The organism is Novosphingobium sp. JCM 18896, from assembly GCF_025938095.1.
Taxonomy (GTDB): Bacteria; Pseudomonadota; Alphaproteobacteria; order Sphingomonadales; family Sphingomonadaceae; genus Novosphingobium.
Map to the genome: position 1 here is coordinate 161520 of NZ_JAPCZF010000002.1, position 15875 is coordinate 177394.

General features: G+C 69.2%; 14 protein-coding genes. 8 read left to right on the forward strand and 6 right to left on the reverse strand.

From position 1 onward, the window contains the following. Positions 1 to 15: 15 nt before the first annotated feature. Positions 16 to 1239: a murein transglycosylase A gene (locus OLX23_RS06590; protein ID WP_264443914.1), complete on the forward strand. Its 1224-nt coding sequence runs from the start codon at positions 16 to 18 to the stop codon at positions 1237 to 1239. After that, entirely contained in the window at positions 1240 to 1836 is a 597-nt protein-coding gene (locus tag OLX23_RS06595; RefSeq protein ID WP_264443915.1) for a Smr/MutS family protein, read from the forward strand. A gap of 93 nt (positions 1837 to 1929) precedes the next feature. Here the strand turns inward: OLX23_RS06595 and aroC are convergent, their stop codons facing one another. After that, a complete protein-coding gene (gene aroC / locus OLX23_RS06600; protein WP_264443917.1) occupies positions 1930 to 2997 on the reverse strand; it encodes a chorismate synthase in 1068 nt (355 codons plus the stop codon). A gap of 73 nt (positions 2998 to 3070) precedes the next feature. Between aroC and OLX23_RS06605 the strand changes: the two genes are divergently transcribed. From OLX23_RS06605 to OLX23_RS06625, 5 genes are all read left to right on the forward strand, one after another. Continuing rightward, complete coding sequence (locus OLX23_RS06605) at positions 3071 to 3379, forward strand: antibiotic biosynthesis monooxygenase family protein (protein WP_264443918.1); 309 nt, start codon at positions 3071 to 3073, stop codon at positions 3377 to 3379. Further along, on the forward strand, positions 3379 to 3723 hold the full coding sequence (locus tag OLX23_RS06610) for an arsenate reductase (RefSeq protein WP_264443919.1): 345 nt from the start codon (positions 3379 to 3381) through the stop codon (positions 3721 to 3723). The genes OLX23_RS06605 and OLX23_RS06610 overlap by 1 nt, the downstream gene beginning before the upstream one ends. A gap of 186 nt (positions 3724 to 3909) precedes the next feature. Further along, entirely contained in the window at positions 3910 to 4677 is a 768-nt protein-coding gene (locus OLX23_RS06615) for an ImuA family protein (RefSeq protein WP_264443920.1), read from the forward strand. After that, positions 4577 to 6112 carry a Y-family DNA polymerase gene (locus tag OLX23_RS06620; RefSeq protein WP_264443922.1) on the forward strand — a complete coding sequence of 512 codons (1536 nt, stop codon included), beginning with the start codon at positions 4577 to 4579 and terminating at the stop codon, positions 6110 to 6112. The genes OLX23_RS06615 and OLX23_RS06620 overlap by 101 nt, the downstream gene beginning before the upstream one ends. Further along, positions 6109 to 9486 (forward strand): error-prone DNA polymerase, encoded by a 3378-nt coding sequence (locus OLX23_RS06625; RefSeq protein WP_264443924.1) that lies wholly within the window; start codon positions 6109 to 6111, stop codon positions 9484 to 9486. The genes OLX23_RS06620 and OLX23_RS06625 overlap by 4 nt, the downstream gene beginning before the upstream one ends. Before the next feature lie 10 nt (positions 9487 to 9496). On the opposite strand, the gene dut is transcribed toward OLX23_RS06625, so the two are convergent. Genes dut through OLX23_RS06650 form a run of 5 tightly spaced genes read right to left on the reverse strand, consistent with a single transcriptional unit; the run spans position 9497 to position 15006 of the window. Further along, positions 9497 to 9970, reverse strand: a complete 474-nt coding sequence (gene dut / locus OLX23_RS06630) for a dUTP diphosphatase (RefSeq protein WP_264443926.1) — start codon at positions 9968 to 9970, stop codon at positions 9497 to 9499. Beyond that, positions 9951 to 11507 carry a bifunctional phosphopantothenoylcysteine decarboxylase/phosphopantothenate synthase gene (locus OLX23_RS06635; RefSeq protein ID WP_264443927.1) on the reverse strand — a complete coding sequence of 519 codons (1557 nt, stop codon included), beginning with the start codon at positions 11505 to 11507 and terminating at the stop codon, positions 9951 to 9953. The genes dut and OLX23_RS06635 overlap by 20 nt, the downstream gene beginning before the upstream one ends. 45 nt (positions 11508 to 11552) lie before the next feature. After that, on the reverse strand, positions 11553 to 12716 hold the full coding sequence (locus OLX23_RS06640) for a hypothetical protein (protein WP_264443928.1): 1164 nt from the start codon (positions 12714 to 12716) through the stop codon (positions 11553 to 11555). An 8-nt stretch (positions 12717 to 12724) separates the two neighbouring features. Beyond that, positions 12725 to 14278, reverse strand: coding sequence for a 2-polyprenylphenol 6-hydroxylase (ubiB, locus tag OLX23_RS06645; RefSeq protein WP_264443929.1), 1554 nt, complete (start codon positions 14276 to 14278; stop codon positions 12725 to 12727). After that, on the reverse strand, positions 14275 to 15006 hold the full coding sequence (locus OLX23_RS06650) for a class I SAM-dependent methyltransferase (protein ID WP_264443930.1): 732 nt from the start codon (positions 15004 to 15006) through the stop codon (positions 14275 to 14277). Before OLX23_RS06650 ends, ubiB begins: the two co-directional genes overlap by 4 nt. A 55-nt stretch (positions 15007 to 15061) precedes the next feature. Here OLX23_RS06650 and mutM point away from each other — a divergent pair, with 55 nt between their 5' ends. Further along, positions 15062 to 15874, forward strand: coding sequence for a bifunctional DNA-formamidopyrimidine glycosylase/DNA-(apurinic or apyrimidinic site) lyase (mutM, locus tag OLX23_RS06655; RefSeq protein WP_264443932.1), 813 nt, complete (start codon positions 15062 to 15064; stop codon positions 15872 to 15874). The last annotated feature ends 1 nt before the right edge of the window (position 15875 follow it).

A 15875-nucleotide genomic window follows, 5' to 3' on the forward strand; every position in this document is an offset into this window, starting at 1 on the left:
CTCGGAGTGGGGGGCTTGCGCAGATACGCGGCCCTCGCGCTGCTCGTTTTCCTCGCAGCCTGCGGCCGCGTCATTCCGCCCGCGCATGGTCCGCGCCCGCTGCCGCCCGTATCGCGGCCGCCGGTTTCGCGCCCGGTTACCCAGCCGCCGATCGTCCTGCCCAACAACGCCGTCTCGGCGGGGGTGACGCGCGGTCCGGCGATCGAGAGCCTCGACATCGGCGCGAGCGATGCAGCCGAGGCGCTCACCGCCTTCCGCGCCTCGTGCCCCAGCCTCCAGCGGCGCACCGACACCAGCGGCCTGACCCGCGGCACCGACTGGAAGCCCGCCTGCGACGCCGCGGCGAGCTGGTTCTCGGCCGACGCCCGCGGCTTCTTCGCACGCTATCTCGAGACCGCACGGATCGGTGACGGCGCCGCTTTCGCCACCGGCTATTTCGAACCCGAGATCGCCGGCGTGCGCGTGCGCCAGCCGGGCTTCGACGTGCCGATCTATGCCGCCCCCACCGATCTCGTGCGTGCGCGGCCCGGCGATGCCACGCCGCTGCCCGATGGGCGCCAGCCGCTCGGCCGTTATGACGAGAACGGGCGCTTCCAGCTCTACTACAACCGCGGCGAGATCGAGGACGGGGCGCTGGCGGGCAAAGGCCTGGAGATCGGCTGGGCTGCCGATCCGGTCGAGTTCTACTTTTTGCAGATCCAGGGCTCGGGCAAGCTCGTCGGTCCCGACGGCAGCGTGATGCACCTCGGCTATGCCGCGCAGAACGGCCGCTCATCGAAGCTGATCGGCTCGATCATGCGCGAGCGCGGGCTGATCGGAAACCAGCCGGGGCAATATTCGGGCTCGCTGCAGGGCATCCAAAAGTTCCTTCGCGATCGGCCCGAGGATGGCCACGCGATGCTGCGCGCCAACGAATCCTTCGTCTTCTTCCGCGAGATCAGCGCCGACGGCCCGGTCGGCGCACTGGGCATCGTCGTGCGCGCGCGGTCGAGCGCCGCGGCCGACCCACTGTTCGTGCCGCTGGGCGCGCCGCTGTTCCTCTCGGGCATGGACAATCGCGAGGCCAACGGGCTGTGGGTCGCCCAGGACACCGGCGGCGCGATCAAGGGCGCCAACCGCTTCGACACCTTCTGGGGCGCCGGCCCCGAAGCCCGCGCCACCGCCGGCGGCATGAGCGCGCGCGGCCGGGCCCTGCTGCTGCTGCCCAAGGGCACGCTGACGCGCCTCGGCGCCCGCTAAGTGAAACGGCCGGGCCGCAAGCTGACCGCCGACGAGGCGGCGCTCTGGGCCCGCGTGGCACAGACGGTCGAACGCCTGCATCCTCCCCGCTCCGGGGAGGGGGACCAGCCGCAGGCTGGTGGAGGGGGTTCGCCGCCAAGCGCAGCGCCTGTTCGAAAGCCCCCTCCACCACCGCCGCTACGCGCCGGCGGTCCCCCTCCCCGTGCCGGGGAGGATCGCAAACCCGCCACCGCCCAGCTCTATCGCCCTACCTTCGACAAGCAGGGCCTCGACGCCGGCTGGGATCGCCGCCTGTCGCGGGGGCTGGTGCCGCCCGACTTCACGCTCGATCTCCACGGCGCGACGCTCGACGCCGCCTATTCGCGGCTCGACCACGGCCTGACCCTTGCGCTGGCGCAAGGCGCGCGGCTGGTGCTGCTGGTGACGGGACGCGAACGCCCGAGCGAGGACCGCCGCAGCCGCGGCGCCATCCGGCGCAAGTTCATGGACTGGCTGGCCGCGGGCTCGCACGCCAGCCGCATCGCCGCGATCCGCCCCGCGCACCAACGCCACGGCGGCGCGGGTGCGGTCTACATCGTGCTCAAGCGGGTGCGATAGCGCCTGGCCTTCGACAAGCTCAGGCCGAGCGGATGGTATTGCTGAAACCGTTTAAAACCCGCTCAGGCTGAGCTTGTCGAAGCCCCTGAGGAATCAGCCGACCTGCCCGCGATGCAGCAGCTTGTGGTCGGCCAGGACCAGCGCCATCATCGCCTCGACCACCGGCGCCCCGCGAATGCCGACGCAGGGATCGTGGCGGCCCTTGGTGCGGATCTCGCTGGCCTCACCCTCGCGCGTGATCGTCTCGACCGGCGTGAGGATCGACGAGGTCGGCTTGAACGCCACGCGCAGGACCACCGGCTGCCCGGTCGAAATACCGCCGGCGATGCCGCCCGCGTGATTGGCCAGGAAGCGCGGGCCACCATTGCCCGGCCGCATCGGATCGGCGTTCTGCTCGCCAGTCAGGCGCGCCGCGGCGAAGCCGTCGCCGATCTCGATGCCCTTGACCGCGTTGATGCTCATCATGCCCGAAGCGAGGTCGGCGTCGAGCTTGCCGTAGAGCGGCGCGCCCCAGCCGGCGGGGACGCCCTCGGCGACGCATTCGACCACGGCACCAAGCGAGGAGCCGGCGAGACGCGCGTCGTCGACCAGCTTCTCCCAGCGCTTGGCGGCTTCGGCATCGGGGCAGAAGAACGGGTTCTTGGCGATCTCGGCCGCGTCGAAATTCGCGGGGTCGATCGCATCGCCACCGATCTCGGTGACATAGGCGAGGATCGTGACCTCGGGAATCACCAGCCGCGCGACGCCGCCCGCGGCGACCCGCGCCGCAGTCTCGCGCGCCGAGCTCCGCCCGCCACCGCGATAGTCGCGGAAGCCGTACTTGGCATCATAGGCATAGTCGGCGTGGCCCGGACGATAGGCCTTGGCGACTTCGGAATAGTCCTTCGAGCGCTGGTCGACGTTCTCGATCATCAGCGAGATCGGCGTGCCCGTGGTGCGGCCTTCGAAGACACCCGACAGGATCTTCACCGCATCGGGTTCCTGCCGCTGCGTGGTGAACTTCGACTGGCCGGGACGACGCGCGTCGAGGAACGGCTGGAGATCGGCCTCGGAGATCGCCAGGCCCGGAGGGCACCCGTCGACCACGGCGCCCAGCGCCGGCCCATGGCTTTCGCCCCAGGTGGTGAAACGGAAAAGACGGCCGAAGCTGTTGACGCTCATGGGCTGCGCTTTGTCGTGAATAGGCGGAAAAGTCCACTCCCCCCGCCGGCGCGAAGCAGCTAGGAACACGCGCATGTTCCTCGTCGTCTTCCGCAACCGCAAGCGCGCCGACATCGACGCCCAGGCCTATGGTGCCGACGCCGCCCGCATGGAAGAGCTCGCCCGCGCCCAACCCGGCTTCCTGAGCTTCAAGAGCTATGTCGCCGACGACGGCGAGGTCGTGGCGATCTCCGAATGGTCGAGCGAGGCGGCGATGCACGCCTGGGGCAGCCATCCCGACCACGCCGCGATCCAGCAGCGCGGCCGCGCCGAATACTATCACGACTTCACCCTGTTCGCCTGCGATGCCCCGCGCATCCGGCGCTTCGAAAGACCCGATTGATGAGCGTCACCCTCTACGGCATCCCCAACTGCGACACGGTCAAGAAGGCACGCACCTGGCTCGATACGAAGGGCGTGGCCTACACCTTCCACGACTACAAGAAGCAGGGTGCCGATCCGGCCAAGCTCGCGGCCTGGGTCGAGCAGGCCGGCTGGGAGAAGGTGCTCAACCGCGCCGGCACGACCTTCAAGAAGCTGCCCGATGCCGACAAGGAAGGCCTCGACGCAGCCAAGGCCGTGCGCGTGATGGAAGCCAATCCCAGCGCGATCAAGCGTCCGGTGGTCGAGCATCCGGGCGGGCTGCTCGTGGGCTTCAAGGAAGCCGAATGGGACGCGGCGTTCTGATCCTCCCCGGTACGGGGAGGGGACCGCGACGCGCAGCGGCGTGGTGGAGGGGGCTCGCGATCGAGCCCATCTTCGCCATGATAGTTCCTACCGATAGCCCCCTCCGTCAGCCCTGCGGGCTGCCACCTCCCCGTGCCGGGGAGGATGAAGGCTGACTCTCTCGCAAAAAGAACATATCATGAACATATGCGAATCGATTCGCCCTTGCCCGCCGCGCAACCGGTGGCACCGTTGCCGATGGGCGTGGTGCCGCTCGGCGAGACTTGGCTGGACCAGGCGCTCGCGGGCGGGCTGCGCGCCGACGGGCTGCACGAGTTCCACGCCGCCGATCCGCTCGACGGCGCGACGGCGCTAGGCTTCGCGCTGCTCGTCGCGCGATTGCGCCGCGAGCTCGACGGGCGGCCGCTGATCTGGGCACGACAGGACGATGCCCTGGGCCGGCCCTATGGCCCTGGTCTCGTCGAACTGGGCCTCGATCCCGATGCGGTGACGCTGCTCATGCTCAAGGACGGCAAGGCGCTGCTGCGCGCCGGGCTCGACTGCGTGCGCGACGGCGCCGCCGCGGCGGTGCTGCTCGAACTCCACGGCAGGCAGCCGCTGCTCGATCTCACCGCGACACGGCGGCTGGCGCTGGCCGGTGCCGCCAGCGCGACGATGGTCCTGCTCGCCCGCGCGCAGGCGCCGCCGTCCTCATCCGTCCTGTCGCCCAGCGCCGCGCATACCCGCTGGCAAGTCGCGGCCGCGCCCTCGCGCGTCCTGCCGGCCGACGCCCCCGGCCAACCCGCCTTCGCGCTGACTCTGCTGCGCCGCCGCGGCGGCGGCGAAGGCCTTTCGATCACCCTGGAGTGGAACCGTGACCAAGTCTCTTTTCGCGCACGAACGCCGCTACCTGGCGCTGTTCCTGCCGTGGCTGCCAGCGGAGCGGCTGATGAGCAGAGGAGAAGCACCGGCTGACCAGTCTTTCGCGCTGATCGAGAAGCAGCGCGGGGCGCTGCGCATCGTCGCGCTGAACCCGGAGGCCGCCCGACTCGGACTGGAACCCGGCCAGGCGCTGGCCGACGCGCGCGGGCGCCTGCCCGACCTTGCCGCCTTCCCGCACGATCCCCTGGCCGACGCCGCGCTGCTGACCCGGCTGGCGCGAATCTGCGGAGACTATACGCCCTCGGTGCAATGCGATCCGCCGCAGGGACTGCTGCTCGACGTGACCGGATGCGCCCACCTCCACGGCGGCGAGGCGCAGATGCGCGATCACCTGGTCGCGCGCGTGGCCGCCGAGGGCCTGACCGTCCACACGGGTCTGGCAAAGACGCCGCAGGGCGCCCGCGCGCTCGCGCGGTTCGGCGGCAGTGATCTCTCTGCCCTGCCCCTCGCCGCGCTCGATTGCGAGGCCGAGACGCTGCACGCGCTGACCCGCGCCGGCTTCCGCCGCCTGGGTGACCTGAGCAGGGTTTCGCGCAAGGCGCTCGCCGCGCGCTTCGGCATGGCCACGACCACCCGGCTCGCACGCCTGCTCGGCGAGGAGGACGCGCATATCGTCCCCGAGCAGGCGCGCGAAAGAGTCTTCGCCGAGGCGCGCTTCGCCGAACCGATCGGCCGCACCGACGACGTGCTCGACGTGATCGAGCACCTGCTCGAGCGCACCGCCGTCACCCTGCGCGAACGTGGCGAAGGCGGCCGCGCCTTCCGCGCGCGGCTCCACCGCAGCGACGGCCACGTCGCCCGCCTCGCGGTCGAGACCGGCGCGCCGACGCGCGACCCCGCGCTGGTGCTGCGCCTGCTGCGCGAGCGTATCGACGGTCTTGCCGATCCGCTCGATCCCGGTTTCGGCTATGACGCCATCGATCTCCTGATCGTCCACGCCGAGGCGCTGCCCGACCGGCAGGTCGGCCTCGAAGCCGAACGCAAGCGTCCCGACGACCTCGGCCCACTGCTCGATCGCCTCGCCGTACGCCATGGGCCCGAACGCGTGCTCCGCTTCGTCGCGTGCAACAGCCACACGCCCGAACGCGCCGGCACATTGCGCGGCCTGCGCGACGATCGGGAAACCACGCCCTGGCCTGAGGGCCAGGAGGACGAGCCGCCGCTGCGCCCTCTGGTCCTGCTCGATCCGCCCCAGCGGGTGCGGGTGACCAATGCGCTTCCCGAAGGCCCACCCCGACAGTTTTCCTGGCGCGGCAAGGCGCATAGCGTGCTCCGCCACGAAGGCCCCGAGCGCCTGGCCGCCGAATGGTGGCACCGCCGCGACGGGTACCAGGGCAACCCCGGCCTCACTCGCGACTACTACCGCGTCGAGGACGAGGCCGGCCACCGCTTCTGGCTGTTCCGGCATGGTCTTTACGGCCTCGAAGTTGAACATCCCGACTGGTACATCCACGGCCTTTTTGCATGAGCGCGCCGGCTTTCGCGGAACTGGGCTCGGCGACCAGCTATTCGTTCCTCCACGGCGCCTCGCAGCCCTCGGACATGGTGGCGCGGGCCATCGCGCTCGGGATGGCCGGGATCGGCATAGCCGACCGCAACACCGTTGCGGGCGTGGTCCGCGCGCATGCCACGTTGAAGCATGCACGCGAAGATGCCGAGGCCGCCGGCGAGGCCTTTCCCAAGTTCAAGCTCGTCGTCGGCGCGCGGCTGGTCTTCGTCGACGGCACACCGGACATCCTCGCCTATCCGACCAGCCGCTACGGCTGGGGCAGGCTGACGCGCCTGCTCACACGCGGCAACCTGCGCGCACTCAAGGGCGACTGCATCCTCGGGCTCGACGACCTGCTGACCTTCCACCAGGACCTGCTGCTGATCGTCCTGCCCGAATCGACCTCGACCCCGCAGCGACCGCATCCCAAGCCCGCGAAATACTGCGACGACGAACCGATCCCGCCGCTGCGGCTGGTCCAGCCGCCAGGCCTGCTGCCGCTGCTCGAACGCCTGACCCGTCGCGCGCCCCATCGGGTCTGGCTCGGCGCGACGATGGACCGCAAGGGCGACGACGCGCGCCGGCTCGCGCGTTGGCGCGACCTTGTCGAAACCGCCCGCGTCCCGCTGATCGCCACCAACGATGCGCTCTATGCCGAGGCGGGCGACCGCCAGCTCCACGACGTGATGACCTGCATCCGCGAAGGCACGACGATCACCGAGGCCGGCAGGGTCCTGGAGGCCAACGGCGAGCGGCACCTGAAAGCACCGGCCGAGATGGCGCGGCTCTTCGCCGATTGTCCCGAAGCGATCGCCGAGACTCAGCGGTTTCTTGACCTAATCAAGTTCGAACTCGAACACCTCAAGTACGAATACCCGCACGAGCCCGTGCCCGAGGGCTGGAAGCCGCTCGCCTGGCTGATCCGGCTGGTGATGCGCGCGGCGATCACGCGCTATGGACATCCGCTCTCCGAGAAGGTGCGCAAGCTGCTGCGCGAAGAGTTCGAGCTGATCCGCGAGCGGAACTACGCCTATTACTTCCTCACGGTCTACGATCTCGTCCGCTTCGCCCGCGCACAGAAGCCGCCGATCCTCTGCCAAGGGCGCGGCTCCGCGGCGAATTCCATCGTCTGCTTCCTCCTGGGCGTGACCTCGGTCGATCCCGCGCAATACGATCTGCTGTTCTCGCGCTTCGTCTCGGAAGAGCGCTCCGAGCCGCCCGACATCGACGTCGACTTCGAGCACGAGCGGCGCGAGGAGGTGATGCAATACGTCTACGAACGCTATGGCCGCCACCGCGCCGGCATCGCCGCGACGGTGATCCACTTTCGCGCGCGCAGCGCCGTGCGCGAGATCGGCAAGGCACTGGGCATTTCCGAAGACGTCACCGCGCGGCTGTCAAGCACCGTGTGGGGCTCCTATGCCTCGACCTACGAACGCAAGCGGCTGATCGATGCCGGCTTCGATCCCGAAAATGCCGAGATCGGCCGGCTCAACCATTTCGTGCAAGCGATCCTGCAGTTCCCCCGCCACCTGTCGCAGCACGTCGGCGGCTTCGTGCTGACCGAGGACCGGCTCGACGAGACCGTACCGATCCATCACGCGGCGATGGACGATCGCACTTTCGTCGAATGGGACAAGGACGATATCGACGCGCTGGGTCTGATGAAGGTCGACGTCCTGGCCTTGGGCATGCTGACCTGCATCGCCAAGAGCTTCGAGCTGATGAAGGACCACGGGCTTGGCGAGCACGAACTCGATGTCGACATCGATTCGAGCGATGACGCGGTCTACGACATGCTGTGCAAGGGCGAGAGTCTGGGCGTGTTCCAGGTCGAGAGCCGCGCGCAGATGAACATGCTGCCACGGCTCAAGCCGCGGACGCTCTACGATCTGACCGTGCAGGTCGCGATCGTCCGTCCGGGACCGATCGAAGGCGACATGGTCCACCCCTACCTGCGCCGCCGTTGCGGCGAGGAAAAGGTCGAATATCCCTCCCCCGCGCCGCCACACGATCCCGGGGAGCTAAAAGGCCTGCTCGGTTATACCTATGGCGTGCCGATCTTCCAGGAACAGGCGATGAAGCTGGCGATCACCGCCGCCGGCTTCACCCCCGCCGAGGCCAACAAGCTGCGCCGCGCCATGGCTACCTTCCGCAACGTCGGCACGATCCACGAGTTCGAAGGCAAGATGATTGAGGGCATGGCCGCGCGCGGCTATCCGCGCGACTTCGCCCAGCGCTGCTACGACCAGATCAAGGGCTTCGGCTCCTACGGTTTCCCCGAGAGCCACGCGCTGTCCTTCGCGCGGCTGGTCTACGTCTCGGCCTGGATCAAGTGCCACCACCCCGCCGTGTTCACCTGCGCGCTGCTCAACTCGCAGCCGATGGGCTTCTACGCGCCCGCGCAACTCGTGCGTGACGCGCGCGAAAATGGGGTCGAGGTGCGGCCGGTCGACGTCAACCATTCGGCTTGGGACTGCACGCTCGAATGCCGTTCGGACGGCAAGCTCGCGCTACGGCTCGGCCTGCGGCAGGTCGGCGGGTTCCGCCAGGACTGGGCCCACGCGCTCTACGCCGAAGCGATCGGAGCCTCGGGACCCTTCACCAGCGTCGAGGAACTGGCGCGGCGCGGGCAGGTGCCGCAGCGGGGCTTGCGCCTGCTCGCCGATGCCGATGCCTTCGGCTCGATCGCGATGGACCGCCGCGCGGCACTGTGGGAGGCGCGGCGCACGCCGCCCGATGCGCTGCCGCTGTTCGCCCATGCTCAGGCGCGCGAGCTCGGCGTCGAGCCCGCGGTCGCGCTGCCGGCGATGACGCTCGGCGAACAGGTCGCGGCCGATTACCAGACGACGCGGCTGTCGCTGAAGGACCATCCGATGACGGTGCTGCGCCCGGTCTTCGCACGCGACGGAATCCTGCGCTGCGCCGACCTGGCCAAAGCCAAGGCCGGCGTGCGGCTGACCGTCGCGGGCGTGGTCCTCGTCCGCCAGCGGCCGGGCAAGGGCAATGCGATCTTCGTCACGCTCGAGGACGAGACCGGGATCGCCAATGTGATCATGTGGGCGCGGACCTTCGAACGCTTCCGCCGCGAGGTCATGGCCGCGCGGCTGATGCAGGTCGAGGGCGAACTCCAGCGCAGTAAGGAAGGCGTGATGCACGTCATGGCCATGCGCATCGTCGACCGAACCGAGGTGCTCGGCTGGCTATCCGAGATCGACGACACCGAACCGCTGCTCTCGCGCGCCGACGTCTGCCTCCATCCCCAGCACCCGCGCGGCCGCAACGAGGCGCCACGCACCGGCGTCCATCCGCGCGACGTGCGGCTGCTGCCGAAGTCGCGCGATTTCCACTAGAGGTAAGGGTTCAGTTCCCCAGCGCGGTGACGCCGCCGGTCGAACCGAAGCCGCCCTCGCCACGCGCGGTGTCGTCGAGTTCGTCGACCTTGAGCCAAGAGGCCTGGACCACCGGCGCCAGCACCAGCTGGGCGACGCGGTCACCGCGACGGATCGCGAAGTCCTCGCTGCCGTGGTTGATCAGGATCACCTTGAGCTCGCCGCGATAATCCGAATCGATCGTCCCCGGCGCGTTCGGCACCGAGATGCCGTGCTTGAGCGCGAGCCCCGAACGCGGGCGCACCTGGATCTCGTAACCGGGCGGGATCGCCAGCGCGAGGCCCGTCGCCACTGCGTGCCAGCCGCCCGGCGCCAGGGTCACGTCCTCGGCCGCGAGCACGTCCATGCCGGCCGCGCCAGCCGTGGCGTAGGCCGGAAGCTCCAGCCCTTCGAAATGCGGCAGGCGCTTGACCAGTACGGGGATGCTATTGTTGTCCGAGTGCAAGGGCGATCCTTTCGACGATGGCCCTCCCTACCTCTTCCTTGGGCATTTCCGGAAGGTCCTCGATCCCCTTCTCGGTCACGATATGCACGGTATTCGACGAACCGCCCATCACGCTCTCGCCGCTCGGCCCCGAGACGTCGTTGGCGATGATCCAGTCGACGCCCTTGCGCTTGCGCTTCTCGCGCGCGTTGTCGAGCACGTTCTCGGTTTCGGCGGCGAAGCCGATCAGCAGCCTGGGACGCTTGGGATGGGCCGAGACCGTCGCGAGGATGTCGGGGTTCTCGGTCAGCATCAGCACCGGCGGGGCAGAGCCGCGCTTCTTGATCTTCTCTTCGGCGGTATTCGCCGTGCGCCAGTCGGCCACGGCCGCGACCATCACGCCGACATCGGCGGGCAGCGCATCCTTGACCGCATTGCCCATCTCCACCGCGGTCTCGACGTCGATGCGATCGACCCCCGGCGGGGTCGGCAGGTTGACCGGCCCCGAGACCAGGGTCACGCGCGCGCCCATCGCGGCGGCAGCGGCGGCGATGGCATAGCCCTGCTTGCCCGACGAACGGTTGGCGATGTAGCGGACCGGATCGATCGGCTCGTGCGTCGGCCCGGCGGTGATCAGGACATGCTTGCCGTAGAGCGGGCGATGCGCGGGGTCGGCCTCGAAATCGGGCTGGCCCGCCAGCACGTCCTCGGGCGCGGCGTCGAACGGCTCGGGCGGCGCGGCGTCGGGCGAGACCAGGTGATTGAGCGCCTCGGCATCGGTCGGCGGTGCGGCGCGGGCCTTACCCTTCTTCGACAGCAAAGGCCCCGACAGGTCGAGCGGCGGCGTGAGGAAGGCCGGACCGGCGAAGGTCACGTCCTCGAACGGATCGTCGGCGAAGACGATCGGCGTCTTGCGCGCGATCATCGATCCCGAAAGGCCGCCCATGCCGGCGTCCGCCACCTCGGGCGATAGGTCTTCCGCCTCGTCCGGCCAGACTGGCACGGCAGCCGGCGCGACCAGACCGAAGTGCTCGGCGATGCGCGCCCAGATCCGCTCGGGCTCGGGCAGGCGGCCGGGGCCGTACTCGCCGCAAGCCATCGCGCCCTCGTCGGGCTCCATCACCTCGACACCGGCGGCGCGCAGGGTCTCGACATTGCGCACGGTCGCGGCGTGCTGCCACATGCGCACGTTCATCGCTGGCACGGCCAGCACGGGCTTGTCGGTGGCGAGCAACAGGGTCGTCGCGAGATCGTCGGCGATGCCCTGCGCCATCTTGGCGAGCATGTTCGCCGTCGCCGGGCAGACGACGACGAGGTCCGCCTGGCGCGAGAGCTGGATGTGCCCCATCTCGACCTCGTTCTTGAGATCCCAGAGCGTGGTGTGGACTTCGTTCTCGCTGAGCGCGGCCAAGGCCAACGGCGTGACGAATTTCGCGCCGCCGTCGGTCAGCACGCAAGTCACCGCGCCGCCACCCTTGCGGATCAGGCGGACGAGTTCGCAGGACTTGTAAGCGGCGATCCCACCGCCCACGATCAGCAGGATGCGAGGCGTACCCATTGGCGCGCTTGTGCCCGCACTATGGTTTACACGCAATTACCTTGTTCACGCCGACGCTTCGGACGGATCATCGTCGAGCAATCCCGGAAAAGCCGCGACGATCAGCGACTTCACCGCACGGCTGGCGAAAGCGAGGCCGATGAACATGGCCGGCGCGATCTCCGCCCCCCAGTAGAAGTTGTCGGCCCGCCCCGCGATCATGAAGGCGAGGCCATAGCCGAGGAACAGCAGGGTCCCGAAAGCCCCCGCCGGCGAGCGCCAGTTCGCCCAGCCCGCCATCATCAGCACGACCGCCGGCCCGGCGAGCCAGCCGGGGAGGAAGCGCAGGTTGCTCGACATCACGATGTTCGACAGCCAGCCCGAAAGTCCGCGCAGCCCCAGCCACGAAGCCGACGGAGGATCGCTGGGCAGAACCTGCGCGGCGATGACGTGATGGTGCACCGACAAGGCGACGAGGAAGGCGGCGACGAGCGCGCTCCAGGCCGCACCCTCGCGCCAGTCGCGACGCCAGAAGGCCATGGCCGCCATCAACAGGACGAAAGGCAGCGCGTGCTCGCGGATCGCCAGCGCCAGCGCGGCGACGGCGAGTGCAGCCCCCCAGCGGCCGGTGCCGTCCGCGCGGACCCGGTGCAGGCCGAAGGCCAGCGCCAGCAGGGTACCGCTCCACAGCTCGTGCAGCACGAAATAGTAGCGGTTGAGCCCCAGCGCGACGCCGAGGAACAGGAAGGCCAGGGTCAGCAGCCGGCGCTTCTGCTCGCCGCCGGGTTCTTCGCCCAGCCGGCGCCACCAGGCGAGCAGCACCGCGAACATCAGCACGATCGCCGCGACGATCTGACCCGGCTCGCCGATCCAAGCCTCGATATAGGCCAAGGTCGGCAGGCGGACCGTGAAACCGGGCCTCACCGGATAGTTCGCCCGACGGTGCTCGGCGACGATGAAGTCGTAGTAGTTCTCGCCCTTGCGGATGCGCGCGATCGCGTGGTCGTAGAGCACGAGGTCGTCGTCGCGCGGGCGTTCGGCCCCGTCCTTCGCACTCTGGCCCGGCGCCAGGTTCTCGACGAAGGACTTGGTCTCGACCTTGTCCTCGCGCTCCCCGATCGGGGTCAGGGCCGCGGCGACGAGCAGCAGGACCAGCGCCAGCAGGCCCAGCCGCGCACGCAACACCGGCCAATGCGCGAAGCGATCCCAGGCGGGCGCCGAAGCGACCACTTGGGGCCTTATCCCAGCACTATCCCCTGCGTCGTCGCCCATACCAGCGCGCCCCCTGCCAATGCGGCGGCTATATAGCCGAGCCATTGGTTACCGCGGCCTTTACGCTGCCACATGATCTCGACGGGCGGCAAGGGCGCCTGGTCGGGCGCGCCGCCCTTGGCGGGAAAGCGGTCCTCGATCCGGCGGATCAATTCGGGCAGGCGGAACAACGTCTCGACATCGGTGCGCAGACGATCGGCGATCGCCGCCTCGGGGCCCAACTCGTCGCGGATCCAGCTGCGCACGAACGGCGCGGCGACGTCCCACATGTTGATCTCGGGATCGATCGCCGTCGCCAGGCCTTCGACCATGACCATGGTCTTCTGCAGCAGCAGCAGGTGCGGCTGGGTCTGCATGTCGAAGTCGCGCGTGATCGCGAAAAGCCCGTCGAGCATCTGGCCGACCGACAGCTCGCTGACCGGCTTGCCGCGCATCGGCTCGCCGACCGCGCGCAGCGCCGTCGCGAACTCCTCGACCGAATGATAGCTCGGCACGTATTGCGCCTCGAAATGGATCTCGGCGACGCGGCGATAGTCGCCCGTGGTCAGGCCATAGAGGATCTCGGCCAGCCACTGGCGCGCGCGCCGGTCGATCCGCCCCATGATGCCGAAGTCGATCGCGACGATCGTGCCGTCGGCCTGCACGAACAGGTTCCCCTGGTGCATGTCGGCATGGAAGAAACCGGCGCTGATCGCCTGGCGCAGGAAGGTCAGCACCAGCCGCCGCGCCATGTCCGACAGATCGTGGCCCTGCGCGCGCAGCACGTCGATCTCGCTGATCTTGACGCCGTCGATCCATTCGACCGTCATCACGCGGCCGTTGGTGCGGTCCCAGTCGATCGTGGGGACGCGGTAGCCCTCCTGGCCACGCATCGCCTCGGCCAGTTCGGAAGCCGAGGCCGCCTCGCGCCGCAGGTCGAGTTCGCGCACGGTCCAGCGCTTGAGATTGGCGACGATCGCGCGCGGACGCAGCCGCGCCGCCTCGCCGCCCAGCGCCTCGAGATGCGCGGCGGCCCATTCGTAGGTCTCGATGTCGCGCGCGAACTTCTCGCGCACGCCGGGGCGCAGTACCTTGACCGCGACGGTGCGGCCGTCGGTCGTCACCGCGCGGTGCACCTGCGCGATCGAGGCGGCGCCGACGGGCTCGGTCTCGATCGAGGCGAACAGCGCGTCGAGCGGCGCACCGAAGCTCGTCTCGATCTCGGCGCGGATCAGGTCGAAGCCGATCGGCGGCAGCCGGTCCTGCAGGCTCAGCAGGTTGCGCGCGGCCTCCTCGCCGACCACGTCGGGACGCGTCGCCAGGGTCTGCCCCAGCTTGATCGCGGCGGGGCCGATCGCGCGGAAGGCCGCGGCATAGTCGGGCACGCGCGGCTGGATAGTGCCTAGGCGCGCGAGCTTGCACAGGCGGCGCACCGGCGCAGGGGTATTGCTCCCCTCCTCGATGATGCGCAGCGCGCCGTGACGCGCGAGCACGCGCCCCCAGCGCAGCAGCCGCGCGATATGCCGGGCAGGTGTGGTCAAACCTTCCACCCGGAATGGATCGCGACCAGACCGCCGAGGATCGGCTCGACCTTGGTCTGACTGAAACCGGCCGTGCGGATCATGCCCTCGAACTCGCGCATCGGCGGGAAACGGCGGATCGATTCGATCAGATAACGATAGCTTTCTGCATCGCCGGCGATCGCCTGGCCGATCTTCGGGACTAGCTTGTGCGAATAGGTGTCGTAGACTTCCTTGAAGCCCGGCCATTCGGTGGTCGAGAATTCGAGGCAGAAGAAGCGCCCGCCGTGGCGCAGCACGCGGAAGGCCTCTGCCAGCGCCTTGTCGATATGCGTCACGTTACGGATGCCGAAGGCGATCGTATAGGCGTCGAACACGCGGTCCTCGAAGGCCAGTTCCTCGGCGTTCTGGCGCGACCAGACCAAGCCGTCGATGCCGCGCTTCATCGCGCGTTCGATGCCGACGTCGAGCATGTCCTGATTGATGTCGGAGACGGTGATCTCCGCGCCGGTCTCGGCCATGCGGAAGGCGATGTCGCCGGTGCCGCCCGCCATGTCGAGGATCACCTCGCCCTCGCGCGGCTTCACCCGCCGGACGAACTTGTCCTTCCACAGCCGGTGCATGCCCACCGACATGGCGTCGTTCATGACGTCGTACTTGCGCGCGACGCTCGAGAAGACCGCGCCGACCCGCTCGACCTTCTCGTCCGCGGGAATGTCCTCGTAACCGAAGGATGCCTGTTCGCTCATGGTGTTGCGCCTTAGGGGGAATTGCCGCGCGGGCAAAGGGTGATAGAGCGCGCAAATGCCCGAATTACCCGAAGTCGAAACCACGGTCCGCGGCCTCGCCCGCTATCTCGACGGCGCGAAGATCGCGCGGGTCGCGCTCAACCGGCCCGACCTGCGCCGCCCCTTCCCGCCCGGCCTGGTCCAGACCTTGACAGGAGCCACGGTCACCGGCCTCGGCCGCCGCGCCAAGTACGGGCTGATCCACACCGACCGCGACCAGACCATGGTGTTCCACCTCGGCATGTCGGGCCGCTGGCGGATCGAGCCCGAGCGCGCCGAGAAGCACGACCACCTCGTGCTCGAGACCGGTGCGGGCCACGTCCTCGCGCTCAACGACGCGCGCCGGTTCGGCTCGGTCGATCTGATCGACACCGCCGCGCTCGAGCAATGGCCGCCCTTCGCCGCGCTCGGCCCCGAGCCGCTGGGTGACAATCTGACACCGCGCCATCTCCACCAGGCCTTCAAGGATCGCGTGGCGCCGGTGAAGCCGCTGCTGCTCGACCAGCGGATCGTCGCCGGGCTCGGCAATATATACGTATGCGAAGCGCTCTACCGCGCGGGCATCCGCCCGGACAAAGAGGCCGGCAAGATCTCGCGCCCCGCGCTCGAGCGGCTGGTGCCGGCGATCAAGACCGTGCTCGCCGAATCGATCGAGGCCGGCGGCTCGACGATCCGCGACTATGCCCAGCCCAACGGCGAACTCGGCTACTTCGCCGCCTCGTGGCGCGTCTACGGCCGCGAGGGCGAAGCCTGCGACTGCGGCGGCACGGTCACCCGCTTCAACCAGGGCGGCCGCAGCACCTTCTGGTGCGCCAAGTGCCAGAAGTGAG

What these genes read in the sequence shown, in the direction of transcription:
- aroC (WP_264443917.1), bottom strand. Translation starts at nt 2,997, where the DNA reads ATGAGCGTCAACAGCTTCGGCCGTCTTTTCCGTTTCACCACCTGGGGC.
- OLX23_RS06605 (WP_264443918.1), top strand. Translation starts at nt 3,071, where the DNA reads ATGTTCCTCGTCGTCTTCCGCAACCGCAAGCGCGCCGACATCGACGCC.
- OLX23_RS06610 (WP_264443919.1), top strand. Translation starts at nt 3,379, where the DNA reads ATGAGCGTCACCCTCTACGGCATCCCCAACTGCGACACGGTCAAGAAG.
- OLX23_RS06615 (WP_264443920.1), top strand. Translation starts at nt 3,910, where the DNA reads ATGCGAATCGATTCGCCCTTGCCCGCCGCGCAACCGGTGGCACCGTTG.
- OLX23_RS06625 (WP_264443924.1), top strand. Translation starts at nt 6,109, where the DNA reads ATGAGCGCGCCGGCTTTCGCGGAACTGGGCTCGGCGACCAGCTATTCG.
- OLX23_RS06635 (WP_264443927.1), bottom strand. Translation starts at nt 11,507, where the DNA reads ATGGGTACGCCTCGCATCCTGCTGATCGTGGGCGGTGGGATCGCCGCT.
- OLX23_RS06650 (WP_264443930.1), bottom strand. Translation starts at nt 15,006, where the DNA reads ATGAGCGAACAGGCATCCTTCGGTTACGAGGACATTCCCGCGGACGAG.
- mutM (WP_264443932.1), top strand. Translation starts at nt 15,062, where the DNA reads ATGCCCGAATTACCCGAAGTCGAAACCACGGTCCGCGGCCTCGCCCGC.